Origin of the sequence: Hymenobacter sedentarius, assembly GCF_001507645.1 — a bacterium.
In the GTDB taxonomy this organism is placed as follows: Bacteria; Bacteroidota; Bacteroidia; order Cytophagales; family Hymenobacteraceae; genus Hymenobacter; species Hymenobacter sedentarius.
This window is the reverse complement of sequence record NZ_CP013909.1, coordinates 2,054,981-2,067,959: the sequence shown is the minus strand read 5'-3', so window position 1 is coordinate 2,067,959 and position 12,979 is coordinate 2,054,981. Positions and strand designations below refer to the sequence as shown.

Annotated in this window: 12 protein-coding genes, 1 tRNA gene and 1 pseudogene; 9 read left to right on the top strand and 5 right to left on the bottom strand. The window is 63.0% G+C overall.

Annotation, left to right across the window (positions count from 1 at the left end):
* Positions 1 to 65: 65 nt before the first annotated feature.
* A tRNA-Val gene (locus tag AUC43_RS08645) sits at positions 66 to 140 on the bottom strand.
* Between the two features lie 193 nt (positions 141 to 333).
* On the opposite strand from AUC43_RS08645, the gene AUC43_RS08640 reads away from it, so the two are divergent.
* The 3 genes from AUC43_RS08640 to AUC43_RS08630 all read left to right on the top strand — a co-directional run bounded on the left by AUC43_RS08640 (position 334) and on the right by AUC43_RS08630 (position 2,495).
* Positions 334 to 1,014, top strand: a complete 681-nt coding sequence (locus tag AUC43_RS08640; RefSeq protein WP_068191953.1) for a porin family protein — start codon at positions 334 to 336, stop codon at positions 1,012 to 1,014.
* Between the two features lie 223 nt (positions 1,015 to 1,237).
* Positions 1,238 to 1,951 (top strand): outer membrane beta-barrel protein, encoded by a 714-nt coding sequence (locus AUC43_RS08635; RefSeq protein ID WP_068191950.1) that lies wholly within the window; start codon positions 1,238 to 1,240, stop codon positions 1,949 to 1,951.
* 34 nt (positions 1,952 to 1,985) lie between these two features.
* On the top strand, positions 1,986 to 2,495 hold the full coding sequence (locus AUC43_RS08630; protein WP_068191948.1) for a DUF6992 family protein: 510 nt from the start codon (positions 1,986 to 1,988) through the stop codon (positions 2,493 to 2,495).
* Positions 2,496 to 2,657: 162 nt separating this feature from the next.
* Here the strand turns inward: AUC43_RS08630 and AUC43_RS08625 are convergent, their stop codons facing one another.
* The 3 genes and pseudogenes from AUC43_RS08625 to AUC43_RS21935 form a co-directional block, all read right to left on the bottom strand.
* Positions 2,658 to 3,248: a type 1 glutamine amidotransferase domain-containing protein gene (locus AUC43_RS08625; RefSeq protein WP_068191946.1), complete on the bottom strand. Its 591-nt coding sequence runs from the start codon at positions 3,246 to 3,248 to the stop codon at positions 2,658 to 2,660.
* A gap of 120 nt (positions 3,249 to 3,368) precedes the next feature.
* Positions 3,369 to 3,692, bottom strand: coding sequence for an ATP-binding protein (locus tag AUC43_RS21545; protein WP_082684998.1), 324 nt, complete (start codon positions 3,690 to 3,692; stop codon positions 3,369 to 3,371).
* 172 nt (positions 3,693 to 3,864) lie between these two features.
* Positions 3,865 to 4,185 (bottom strand): annotated as a pseudogene (locus tag AUC43_RS21935) (PAS domain-containing protein); the annotation flags it as partial.
* A gap of 125 nt (positions 4,186 to 4,310) precedes the next feature.
* Here AUC43_RS21935 and AUC43_RS08615 point away from each other — a divergent pair.
* The 6 genes from AUC43_RS08615 (at position 4,311) to AUC43_RS08590 (ending at position 12,366) form a co-directional block, all read left to right on the top strand.
* Positions 4,311 to 4,880, top strand: coding sequence for a LytR/AlgR family response regulator transcription factor (locus AUC43_RS08615; protein WP_068191943.1), 570 nt, complete (start codon positions 4,311 to 4,313; stop codon positions 4,878 to 4,880).
* Between the two features lie 232 nt (positions 4,881 to 5,112).
* Positions 5,113 to 5,280 (top strand): hypothetical protein, encoded by a 168-nt coding sequence (locus tag AUC43_RS20890; RefSeq protein ID WP_157780996.1) that lies wholly within the window; start codon positions 5,113 to 5,115, stop codon positions 5,278 to 5,280.
* 114 nt (positions 5,281 to 5,394) lie between these two features.
* Positions 5,395 to 7,320, top strand: coding sequence for a gliding motility-associated C-terminal domain-containing protein (locus AUC43_RS08605; RefSeq protein WP_157780995.1), 1,926 nt, complete (start codon positions 5,395 to 5,397; stop codon positions 7,318 to 7,320).
* 275 nt (positions 7,321 to 7,595) lie between these two features.
* Complete coding sequence (locus AUC43_RS08600; RefSeq protein WP_068191940.1) at positions 7,596 to 9,458, top strand: M1 family metallopeptidase; 1,863 nt, start codon at positions 7,596 to 7,598, stop codon at positions 9,456 to 9,458.
* A gap of 159 nt (positions 9,459 to 9,617) precedes the next feature.
* The gene (locus tag AUC43_RS08595; protein WP_068191937.1) at positions 9,618 to 10,730 is read left to right on the top strand and encodes an inorganic phosphate transporter; all 1,113 of its coding nucleotides are present in this window, start codon (positions 9,618 to 9,620) and stop codon (positions 10,728 to 10,730) included.
* Positions 10,731 to 10,977: 247 nt separating this feature from the next.
* On the top strand, positions 10,978 to 12,366 hold the full coding sequence (locus AUC43_RS08590; RefSeq protein ID WP_068191934.1) for a hypothetical protein: 1,389 nt from the start codon (positions 10,978 to 10,980) through the stop codon (positions 12,364 to 12,366).
* 72 nt (positions 12,367 to 12,438) lie between these two features.
* Here the strand turns inward: AUC43_RS08590 and AUC43_RS08585 are convergent, their stop codons facing one another.
* Entirely contained in the window at positions 12,439 to 12,963 is a 525-nt protein-coding gene (locus AUC43_RS08585) for an acyl-CoA thioesterase (RefSeq protein WP_068191930.1), read from the bottom strand.
* Between the last annotated feature and the right edge of the window lie 16 nt (positions 12,964 to 12,979).

Genomic DNA, 12,979 nt, shown 5'->3' with positions numbered 1-12,979 from the left:
CACCAATGCAAACCGGAGGCATCACAATAAAAAACCCCCATCACATTAAGCAATGAGGGTTTTCGTGAGGCGTATTGGGCTCGAACCAACGACCTCCACCGTGTCAGGGTGGCGCTCTGAACCAACTGAGCTAACACCCCGTATCTGGCCCCGCCTTTCCGCGGAGCCGCGCCAAAGGTAATACCCTGCGGTGTTCGGGGCACAGGCGGCGGCCTCTTTTTTTGACCCTTACTGCCGTGTTGGGCAACTTTCTATTGCCGGAAAAGTATAGGGGCACAGGGGAATAGTAATCTTCCTCACTAGCGACCTCATTTTCCTCACCTTCTTTCACCCATGAAAAAGACTCTTCTGTTTTTATTGCTCGCGGTGGGCTCTTCTACGGCGGCATTTGCACAGGCTCGGCCGGGCGGCAGCCTTTCTTCTAAAGACTACACTGGCGGCGGCGTTACCGAATCGCGCAACACGGGCTTCGGCATTAAAGGGGGCTACAACTACAACAAGCTGCGCGGCGACGATATCAAGGGCATCAACCGCGACTCGCACAGCGATTTCCACGCGGGCGTTTACGGTCAGTTCGGCTTCAACGAGTTTTCGTCGGTGCAGGCGGAGCTGCTCTACTCGCGCCAGGGCTTCACGGCCAACACCGGCGCCAGCGGTGCCCAGCAGACTTACAACATGGACTACATCTCGCTGCCCATCATGTACGTGGGCAACGTGACCGAAACCATCAGCTTCCACGTGGGCCCGCAGGTGTCGCTGCTCACCAACCTGAAGCAGGGCGATACGCCCATCGACATTTCCGCCAACGGCTTCAACTCCCTTGATTACGGCGGCGTGGCCGGCCTTGAAGCCCGCATCGGGCCCGCCCGCCTCGGCGCCCGCTACAACCTGAGCCTGGGCAAAGTCTTTGAAGACGGCCCCAGCACCACTGGCCTGATTGCGAACCGCTTCGGCAACGCTAAAATCTACAACAACCTGTTCCAGGTTTACCTCGGCATCGGTTTCACGCAATAACAACCCTTTCCTTCCTCCACAATTCCGCAGCCCGAAAAGGAGACCCAATGGGTCTCCTTTTTTGCTTTCGCGTCCGGGTTGAGCGGGGCGGGGCGCGGCTTATTGCGCACGGCTGCGCCTAAACTTTCTGCGGCCTGGGCGGGTATTAAAACCAAGTCCCAGCTCAATCACAACGGTGGCGAAGGACTTAGGCGTACCACTACTAACTTACGGATAATCAGCCATGAAAACAACCTTACTGTTGCTGCTGCTGGCCGCTGGTGCGGCTCCGGCGGCCCACGCCCAGGGCGGCGCTCTTTCATCGAAAGACTACGGCGATAGCGGCACCGGCTACGCGTCGGGCAATACCGGCTTCGGCATCAAGGGCGGCTACAACGTGTCGGACCTGAGGGGCAGCGGCTCGGGCATCTTTCCCAACAAGAACTCGCTCAAGGCCTTCAACGCCGGCGTGTACGGCCAAATGGGCTTCAGCAACTTTGCCTCGCTGCAGGTGGAGCTGCTCTACATCCGCAAGGGCTTCCATACCGACCAAGCCACCGTGACCACCGGCGGCACCACCACTACCGTGGGCGCCCGCGACAACCGCCTCGACTACCTGGAGCTGCCCATCCTCTTCGTGGGCAACGTGACCGAAACCATCAGCTTCCACGTGGGCCCGCAGGTGTCATTGCTCACCAAGGTGAAGAGCGGTGACGAAGACCTGTCGCTCAAGGCCAATGGCTACAACAGCGTCGACTACGGCGCCATTGGCGGCGTGGAGGCCCGCCTGGGGCCCGCTCGCCTGGGCGTGCGCTACGACCTGGGGCTGGGCAAGATTTACAAAAACGGCACCGTGGTGAAGTACAACAACACGGCCCTCTTCGCCAACGGCATCACCGACAACAACATCCACAACCAGACCTTCCAGGTGTACCTCGGCATCGGCGTGCGCCGGTAGGCGGCCGTGCTCTGTGCGCTGCTAGCTCTCCGCCATGGCCCCATTTGCGTCCGAAGAAATAAACCGCCTGTACCTGGCCAGCGAGCGGCTGGTGGGCGGGGGCCTGGCGGTGCTCTCGGCCTGGGCGCTGCTCAACCTCATCGTGAGCGGGTACTTCGTGGCGCGCGCCGACCGCCGCTACGAAGCCTACACGTTCCACGGCATGAACGTGGGCTGGGGCATGGTAAACGCGGGCCTGGCGTGCTGGGGCGTGCTGCACCTGCACTTCACGGCCCCGGCCGGCCTGCGGCTGGCCGACCTGGTGCAGGCGCAGCTGGCCAACGAAAACGTGTTTTTGCTCAACGCCGGGCTGGACGTGGCTTACGTGATGACCGGCTTCTTCCTGCGGGCGCTGGCGAGCCTGCCCGCCCAGCCCAGGCCCGTGCGGCTGCTGGGCTTTGGCCGCTCGCTGTGGGTGCAGGGCGGCTTTCTGCTGGTGTTTGATGTGGCCATGTGGAGCCTGCTGCACGGGCACGGCAAGAGCTGGCTGCCGCTGCTGGGGTAGCGGCCGCGGCTCCGTGTAGGGCATTGAGATGAACCCCGACCAACGCATTAAAACCAGACGCTAAAGGTCGAGTTGAGCTAAACACTTAGCTTAACTTGCAGCCATACAAAAAGCCCCGTCCTAAATCAGGACGGGGCTTTTTGCAGTCTTCCTAACTGGGAATTAGGCTACTGCCTGCTTGCGGCCGCCGTGCTGGGGCTCGAGCATTTCTTCCACAATCTTCTTGTTGAAAGCGGGGATATCGGCGGGCTTGCGGCTAGTGATGAGGCCTTTGTCGCACACCACTTCGGAGTCTTCCCACTGGGCGCCGGCGTTGCGCAGGTCGGTTTGCAGGCTGGGCCAGCTCGTTACGCGCTTGCCGCGCACCACATCGGCCTCTACCAGCGTCCAGGGGCCGTGGCAGATGGCGGCGATTACCTTGCCGGTGCCGGCAAACTGCTTCACGAAGGCCACCACGTCTTTGTTCATGCGCAGCACGTCGGGGTTCATCTGGCCGCCGGGCAGCACCAGGGCGTCGTAGTCGGAGGGCTTCACGTCGGTAATCACCTTGTCGACGTCGACTTTGCTGCCCCAGTCTTTGGCCGGGCCGTCCCAGCCTTTGATGGAGCCGCTTTTGAGGGAAATGACGTGGGTTTCGGCGCCCTCGCCTTCCAGGTATTTCTTGGGCTCGTCGAGCTCGGACTGCTCGAAGCCGTCGGTGGCAATGATGGCAATTTTTCTGCCCTTGAGTTTGTCGCTGCTGAAGATGCTCATCGGTAGTAGGGTTTTGGAAAGGAAACACCGGAGATATGCCCGGTCGCATTCCTTTACGCTCGCCAGTCCCTTTCGTTCTTAAATAAACCACTCAAATAAACCACTCGATGCAGCTGGCCCCTACACTTCAACCCAATGGATGGTGAAGGTGGTGCCCTGGCCCACGGTGCTGGCTACCTCCAGGCACCCGCCGCGGCTCGTGATGATGCGCTGCACCAGGTACATGCCCACGCCGGCGCCGCCAATGTGCGGGTGCTGGCGCGTAAACGGCTGAAAAACGGCGGCCTGGTTTTCGGGCACCACCATGCCCAGGCCGTTGTCCTGCACCGTGAGGATGGGGTGGCCGTCGTCGGCCAGGGTGCTGCGCACCCGCACCACGGGCGACCGCTCGGGGTCGGCAAACTTGAGGGCGTTGCTGAGCAGGTTGTGCAGAATCGAGCGCAGGTTGGCCCGTGAAGTAGTACCACTGCGGGCTCACGTATTCCAGCTTGCCGGCTGCATCGGTTGTGAGGGTGATTTGGGGCACCGTTTCGGTGAGTACCCGCAGGCGCGTGTCGAGGCGCCGGGTTTCGATGGCCAGCTCGTGGGCCCGCTGGCGGGTTTCTTCCTGCTCCGTCACGTCCACGGCAAACAGCAGCAAGCCGCTCACCGGCCCGCCGCCTTCGCGCACGGGCTCCAGAGCCACGTCGAAGTAGCGGGTGGTGGGCGCCCGACCTTCAGCCGCGGGCGGCGGCACGCGGTAGGCCTTGGCCACGTACGGCCGGCCCGACTGATACACCTGCTGCATCACCTCCAGCAAATCGGCCAGGATGATGCCCGGGAATTCGGCCACGGGCCGGCCTTCCTGCGCGGCCTCGCCAAGCACGGCGCGCATGGCGTCGTTCACAAAGCCGTACCGCAGCTCGGGGCCCTGCAAGGTGGCCACGCCGGCCGGCATGTGCTGAAGTGTGTCTTGAAGTTGGTGCTCACGCATGGCCCATCTGCTCAATTGGGCATGCTTGCCCGCGGCGGGAGGCGCGCCGGGCGGCCGCCTCTCCCCTACCCGAATGTTGTTTTTTACGCTTGTACCGGCTCGGCGGTCTCCGTGGGCACGGCGTCGGGACCGAAGACGGCCAGGGCCCGCGTGTGGTGTTCACCACCGGCTTCAACCAGTACGCCGTGGAAGGCTACAAAGTGGATGCGCTCGACTACCTGCTCAAGCCGTTTGCCTACGAGGACTTTTTGCGGGTGGCCCAAAAAGCCTACGCCTACGCCCAGCTCAACCAGCCTACCGCCGCTCCTGCCGAAGCCGCGCCGGCCGCGCCCCCGGCCGAGGACTATATCTACCTGAAAGTGGAGTACCAGCTGGTGCGGGATGATTTCAATGACATCCTGTACGTGGAAGGCCTGAAGGACTACGTGAAGGTGTACCGGCGCAGCGAGACCCGGCCGCTGCTTTCGCTCACCACGCTCAAAAGCATGGAGGAGCGGCTGCCGGCGCGGCAGTTCATGCGCATTCACCGCTCCTACATTGTGGGGCTGCAGCACATCACGTCCATCGGCCGCGGCACAGTCCAAATCGGGGACGAAACCATTCCCGTGAGCGACGGTTACCGCGAGGCCTTCGAGCAGTTCATCAGCCGCTGGAAGTAGCTCAAGGGCAGCGCTTACCGGGGTCAAGTTGAGCTAAGCCGCCAGCGCACCAGCAAAGCATTGGTCTCCTGAAACGGGCGAATGGGCGACGCGCGGCGGCAATCCGACGATTGCAGGAAAAAAGCGGCTGGAAGCCCAAGCACCTTTGAAGCAAGCCCAAACGGCTGGCTAGTCCTTCGGCCGGCCGCAATCGGGCAGCTCAACCATCTTTTTCACCGTTTTTAGCTCAACTATGCGTATTTCTTCCATTCTTCGTCTCGCCAGCGGCGCGGTGCTGCTGTGCTCCATGAGCAGCTTCTCGGGCTGCGACAAAGAGAACGTCGGCCCCACGTCCCGCAAGGACTTCAAGCAGCCGACCACGACCACCCCGACGACCACTACAACCACCGGCAGCAACTAAGCAGCGCCTTGCCCTCCGGTGCTCCCGATTGCCATGCGGCCCGGCTCAGAATTTTTTCAAATTGGGCCGGGCCGCACCCGTAAAATCTTTATTTTTTCGGCTATCTTACTAGCGATGAATCGCATTTGGCTGGCTCTCCTTATTTCCCGCCCCTGGCTCCTGGTGCTGGCAATGCTGGCCCCGCTGTCGGCTTCGGCCACGCACATTGTGGGCGGCGAGCTGGACCTGCAGCACAAGACCGGCAGCCTCTATACCCTTACGCTCAACCTGTATTTTGACGCCATCAACGGCGACCCCGGCGCCCTCGACCAGCAGCTCACGGCCAGCATCTTCGCCAAGGGCTCCAATGCCCGCATGGCCAACGTGGTGCTGACCCTCACCAGCAACACCTTCGTTAACTACACCAACCCGGCCTGCACCGTGGGCTCGCTGAGCACCCGCAAGCTGGTGTACACCAACGACATCACCCTCAACGCGGCCACGTATACCAATACCACCGGCTATTACGTGGCGGTGGAGCGCTGCTGCCGCAACGTCACCATCGGCAACATTGTGGCGCCCGGTGCGGCGGCCCAAACCTTCTACCTGGAGTTTCCGGCCGTGGCGCGCAACGGCGCGGCTTTCATCGATTCGACGCCGCGCATCTTCCCGCCGCTGGGCGACTACGCCTGCCGGGGCGAGCTGTTCTACTACGATTTCGGCGGCCAGGACCCCGACGGCGACTCACTGGCCTACGACATGGTGACGCCCCTCAACGGCCACACCACCACGGCGCAGCCGCTCGTGGCGCAGGCCGCCCCGGCGCCCTACGCCCTCATCACCTGGAACGCCGGCCTGGGCACCACCAATCAGATTCCGGGCAGCCCGGCCTTGGGCATCGATGCCCGCACCGGCCGGCTCACCGTGCGGCCCAGCAGCCTGGGCTTGTTTGTGTTTGGGGTGCGCTGCTCGGAGTACCGCAAGGGCGTCAAAATCGGGGAGACGCGGCGCGACTTCCAGCTCTACGTGCTCAACTGCCCCACCAATACGCCGCCGAAGCTGCAAGTCTGGGCCACGGGCGCCAAGGCCGTGTACCGCCCCGGGCGCGACACGCTGCGGCTGGTGCCCGGCGGCAACCGCTGCCTGACCATTCGCTACACCGACCCCGACCCCAACTCGGTGCTCACCATGAGCTCGCGGCCGGTCAACTTTACGGAGCCCGCGCCGCTATTTACCACCGTGCGCAGCGGCACGGTGCGCGCCGCCGGCGCGCCGGATACGCTCACGGCCACGCTCTGCTTTCCCGACTGCACCGACACCAAGGGCAAGGTTTACCTGCTCGACCTCATCGTAGCCGACAACGGCTGCAGCCTGCCCAAGCGCGATACCGTGCGCGTGGCCTTCACGGCCACGCAGGCGCCCAACACGGCGCCCGTGCTCACCAGCACCTTTCCGCCGGCGCCGCTGCCCCTATCCAGTGCCAACCCCGCCGTGGTGCGCGTGGTGCTGGGCCAGCGCTACACCGCCACCCTCGCCGGCACCGACATCGACCGCAACGCCCTGGCCCTGAGCGCCGCCGGCGACGGCTTCGACCTGGAAGCCGTGAAAATGACCTTTGCGGCGCAAAACGGTACGGGCCAGGCCAACGCCACCTTTACCTGGGAGCCCACCTGCGAGGCGGTGAGCGTGGGCGCCACCAGTGGGCTCACCGTGCACTTCCGGCTCACGGAAACGGGCCCGTGCACGCCCCTGCCCCAGGAGCGGGTTATCCGGTTTGAAATAGCACCGCCGCGAGACTCCGTCGCGTTCCACCCCCCCAACATCATCACGCCCAACGGGGACGCCAAGAACGACTTTTTCACCATGCCCGACCTGCCGGTCGATTTCTGCGACCACCGGTTTGCGGGCATCAAAATCTTCTCGCGCTGGGGCCAGCTGGTGTACCAGTCGCCCGACCGCGGCTTCCGCTGGGGCGGCGCCGGGTCGGCGGGCACCTACTACTACCTCGTTACCTACACCGACGGCCGCAAGTACAAAGGCTGGGTGGAGGTGATTCCGTAGGGATGCAAGCCCCAAGCCGGCGAGCATCCGGCAAGCCCCATCAACAGCCGCACCGTGCTCAAGTCGCTTGAGCAACTACAGACACAAAAGCCCCGCTTAGGTGACTAGGCGGGGCTTTTGTGTCTGTATAATCGCCGCTTACAGCAAAGCGCTAAGCTCCGCTACGTGACCGGCTAAGGCAGCGGCTTCTCGCGCAGCTTAATAAAAACCTTCACACGGCTACTTTTACCTCCGCAATGCAGCGCTGCCCGCTGCATTCGCGTCTGTAGCTTCTTATGATTAGACTTTTTCTTGCCCTGCTCCTGCTGGCCGGCGCCCTGCGGCCCGCGGCCGCACAATCCCTCTACATGCCGCGCGACATCAAGGCGGCCTTTGCCAAAGGCACCCGCGCGCCCGACGGCCGCCCCGGCCCCAACTACTGGCAGAACCGCGCCCGCTACGACATTTCGGTGCAAGCCGCGCCGCCGGCCCGCGACATCCGCGGCCACGAAACCATCACCTACTTCAACAACAGCCCCGACACGCTGAACCAGGTGGTAATGCGCCTCATCATGAATATTCACCGGCCCGGCGCTGCCCGCGACGCCGACGCCGCGCCCGACTACCTCACCTCCGGGCTGGTCATCGACACCTTTAAGGTAAACGGCCAGGGCCGGCCCGCCCCTTTCGCCGATGGCGGCACCGCCCGGAGCCTTCCCCTGTCCCGCCCGCTCGCCCCGCATGATTCTATCAAGTTCGGCATTGCCTGGCACTTCCCGGTATCGGTGGAAAGTGGCCGCGAGGGCACCATCGCCCCCACCACGTTCTTCCTGGCCTACTTCTACCCGCGCATCGCCGTTTATGACGACTACGCCGGCTGGGACCGGCTGCCGTTCGTCGACAGCAAGGAGTTCTACAACGATTTCAACGACTACAACCTGCGCGTGAGCGTGCCGGCCAACTACATCGTGTGGGCCACCGGCACCCTCCAAAACCCCAAGCAGGTGCTGCAGCCGGCCTTCGCCAAGCGCCTGCAGCAGTCCATGACCAGCGACAAGGTCATTCACGTGGCCACCGCCGCCGACCTGGCCAAAAACAACATCACGGCCCAGAAGCCCACCAACACCTGGGTCTGGACCGCCCGCGACATCTCAGACGTGACCGTGGGCCTGAGCAACCACTACGTGTGGGACGCCGCCAGCGTGGTGGTGGACGCCCGCACCAAGCGCCGCGCCAGCATGCAGGCCGCCTTTGCCGACTCCACGGCCGATTTTCATGATTCGGTGAAGAACGGTCAGTACGCGTTGGGCTGGTTTTCGAACCCCGCCAACTGGCCTGGTGTGGCCTACCCCTTCCCCAAAATGACGGCCTTCCAGGGCTTTGCTGACATGGAATACCCCATGATGGTGAACGACAGCCCCCAGAAAGACCCCAAGTTCGGCCAGTTTGTGCAGGACCACGAAATAGCCCACACGTACTTCCCCTTCTACATGGGCATCAACGAGAGCCGCTATGCTTTCATGGACGAAGGCTGGGCCACTACGTTTGAGCGCCTCATCAACACCAGCGAAAACGGCGCGGCTGCGGCCGATGAATTCTATAAGAAATTTCGCGTCAACCGCTGGATAAACGACCCGTCCTCGGCTCAAGACCTGCCCATCATCACGCCCAGCAGCGAGCTGCGCAGCGGCTACGGCAACAACGCCTATGGCAAGCCCTCGTTGAGCTACTTCGCGCTGAAGGACATGCTCGGCGATGCGCTGTTCAAGAAATGCCTGCACACCTACATGGACCGCTGGCACGGCAAGCACCCCATTCCGTGGGACTACTTCAACTCGATGAGCAGCGCCGCCGGCCAGGACCTGAGTTGGTTTTTCAACAACTGGTTTTTCTCGAACAACTACATCGACCTGGCCGTAGCGCCGGTCAGCGGCACCACCATCACCGTGCAGAACATCGGCGGCTTTGCCGTGCCGTTTGATGTGGCCGTGGAATACGCCGACGGCAGCAAGGAGACGCTGCACCAGTCGCCGGCCGTGTGGCAAGCCAACCCCAAGCAAGCCACGCTGACCGTTGCCAAAGCAGTAAAATGGGTGACCGTGCAAGGCGGCATCTTCATGGATGCCAACGAGAAGGACAACACCTGGGCGCAGCGCTAGCGACGAGCCTGCCTTGGCAGCCCCCAGCTTCTGCCGGCACGTAACAATTTCTTAATACAGCCAAACCGACCGAGCGAAAACCGCCGTAAGTTGCGCACCAAAGCCCCACGCTGAAGGTCATCGTGGGGCTTTTTGCATCTCACCGTTTTCCCCTTTGCTATGCTACTAGTTCTCCTCTTCCTGGCCGTGGTGCTGCTCACCTATTCCAACGGCGCCAACGACAACTTCAAGGGCGTGGCGACCCTGTGGGGCAGTGGCACGCTGGCTTACAAGCCGGCCCTGGTGCTGGCCACGGCCTCCACGTTTGCGGGCTCGGTTTGCTCGTATTTTTTCGCCGCCGAGCTGATAAAGAACTTTTCCGGCAAAGGGCTGGTGCCGGATGAAATCATCGGGTCGGCGGCCTTTGTGCTGGCGGTGGCGCTGGCGGCGGGCATCACGGTGCTGCTGGCCACGCGGTTGGGCTTTCCCATTTCGACCACGCACGGCCTGGTGGGCGCGCTGGTGGGCGCCGGCCTGGTGGCGGTGGGCACGGGCGTGAATTTTGCCAAACTGGGCACCACGTTTTTCCTGCCCCTCATGCTGGGCCCGGTGCTGGCCGTGGGGATGGGCGCCTTGGTCTACGTGCTATTACGCCAGGGGCGCAAGGCGGCCGGCATCACCGAAGAATCCTGCGTGTGCGTGGGCAACACCTGGGTGCCCGTGTCCTCGGCGCCCACGGCGGCCTTCACGGCCTTGCCCACCTTGCAGGCCGGCGTGGCCACCCAGGCCGAGTGCCAGAACCTGTACCAGGGCACGTTCCTGGGCATCAATTTCCAACCCCTCATCAACAACCTGCACTACCTGAGCGCGGCCACCATGAGCTTTGCCCGCGGCCTGAACGACACGCCGAAACTGATAGGCCTGCTCCTGGTGTGCAAGTTCTTCGCCATGCCCGTCAACGTGCTGATTCTGGCCGCGGCCATGGCCATCGGGGGCTTGCTAAACGCCAGAAAAGTAGCCAACACCATGAGCAAGAAGATTTCCAAGCTTAACCACGGCCAGGGCTTCACCGCCAACTTCATCACCAGCGTGCTCGTGATTGTGGCCAGCAAATTCGGCCTGCCGGTGTCCACCACGCACGTATCGGTGGGCAGCATCTACGGCATTGGGCTGGTGAACAAAACGGCCAATTCCAAGGAGATTGCCAGGATTGGCTTGTCGTGGCTGCTCACGCTGCCGGTGGCGGCGGCGCTGAGCGCGCTGCTGTATGCCGGCATTCGCGCCGTTAGCTAGCCGGCGCGCTCCCTTTGCAGTGGCTAACTTGCCGCCGGTCTGTCATCCGTGCGGGTTCGCCTCTTTACAGGGCGTGGCTCTGCGGGCCGCTCGTAGCCTGGGGTCACGGCGCGGCGACTTGGGCTACCAAAGCACCAGACGGCTCCTGAGCTCGAAACCATTGGTTGAGTAACCACTTGTTGTTCATTTATTTGCTACGTTAATGTTGTCTTTTTTACGTGTCTGCGCCCGGCCTACCGGGGGCATTTTGAAATCTTTCGCTGCAGTGGCTGCCCTGGTGGTGAGCGCGCAAGCGGCCTCTGCTCAGGTTACTCTTCCCACGCCTGCCCCTCCCGCGGGGCCGCAGTCGCAGCCCAGCACCGGCACCCCCACCGGCATTCCAGCCGCGCTGAAGGATGGCCTGAAAACCTACCTTTCGCCCGACAGCACCCTGTTCATCAAATTCAACTTTTTGGCCCAGACCTGGGCGCGGTACAACGAAAGCAACCCGGGCACCACGGTGAACGGCGAGCTCGAGCCGCATACCACCGACGTGGGCATCCGGCGGGTGCGGGTGGTGATGAGCGGGCAGATTCTGCCGCGGGTGTTTGTGTTTGTGCAGTTTGGACAGAACAGCTTTTCCTACCTCTCGCCCCGCAAAGCCGGCTCCTTCTTCCACGATGTTACGGCCGACTACGCCATCATCAAGAAAAAGCTGAGCCTGGGGGCGGGCCTCAACGGCTGGAACGGCCCCTCGCGGTTTGGCAACTCCTCCGCCTCCTCCATCCTAGGCGTCGACCTGCCCTTGTACCAGGAAGTCACCAACGACGTGAACGACCAGAACCTGCGCAAGCTGGGCGTGTACGCCAAAGGCAAGCTGGGCAAGGTGGACTACCGCCTGGCCGTGGGCAAGCCGTTTGCGACGCAAACGGCGGCCTCGCCGGAAGTACTGGGCCGCAACTCCACGTTTTCGACCCGCTACCCGCACGCCGAAACGCACGGCTACGCCTCCTACCAGTTCTGGGACCAGGAAGGCAACGCCGGCGCGGGCCAGGTGGGCTCGTACCTGGGCAAAAAGAGAGTGTTTAACATCGGGGCGGGCTTTGTGCACCAGGACAAGGCCATGTGGAACACCACGGCCGCTGGCGACACGCTGACCCACGACCTGCAGCTGTTTGCCGCCGACGTATTTTACGACGCCCCGGTAAACGCCGCCACGGGCGCCGCCATCACGGCCTACGCCTGCTATTCTCACTACGATTTCGGGCCCAATTACCTGAAGAACGCGGGGGCCATGAACCCGGCCAACGGCGTGAAGGCCAGCCAGGGCTCTTTCAACGGCCCGGGCAACAACTTCGCGCTGCTGGGCACGGGCAACGTGCTCTACGGGCAGGCGGGCTACCTCTTCAAGCGTGACCTACTCGGCCGCCTGGGCACGCTTCAGCCCTACGCGGCCACCCAGTATGCCCGCTACAACCGCCTGGCCGACCCCATGGTGCTGGTGAACGCCGGCGTGAACTGGCTGCTGGCCGGCAATGCCAGCAAGCTCACGCTCGGCTACCAGAACCGGCCCGTGTTTACGGCTCAGGCCAACGGCGACCTCAAGTCCACCGCCCGCCGCGGGGAGTACATCCTGCAGTACCAGGTGGCTTTCTAGGGCAGACCCCGGCCCCGACTGTCTGCAGTAGAACGGCCTGTCGAGCAGGCCGTTCTACTGCAGACAACCCGATTATTCGTCGTTTCCGACCCCGCGCCGCAGTTTCTTGAGCTGCTGGCGCACCTCTTTCACGCGGTCGTCAAACCCGTCGGGGTCGTAGCTCACCTCCTCCACATCAAGCTGGTCGAGCAGGTCCATCATGCCGTTGGCGTGGTCGGTGCGCGTGCCGGCGGGCATGGTTACGAAGGTCATTTCGGACCACAGCAGCGCCAGCAGGCGCGCGCCGGCTTCGTCGCGCATCTGCATTTCCAGCACCAGATTGGAGTTGTCGAAATGGATGAGCTGGCTGGAAATGCGCACCTGCGCGCCCTGCCGGGCCGGCTTGAGGTAGCTGATGTGGTGCTTGGTGATAACCCAGGCAGCGCTTTGCTCGCGGGCCAGCTCGCCCATGTTCAGGGAGTAGTGCGCGGTGGTGTGCTCTTCGCGGGCGTTGAGAAAGTAATCGAGGTAGCGGGCGTTGTTGAGGTGGCCCAGCATGTCGCAGTCCTGGAAATAAACGCGGTGCGTGGTTTCGGGTGTTTTGATGAGGTGGGGCATGGCGGGCAGGGTGGGT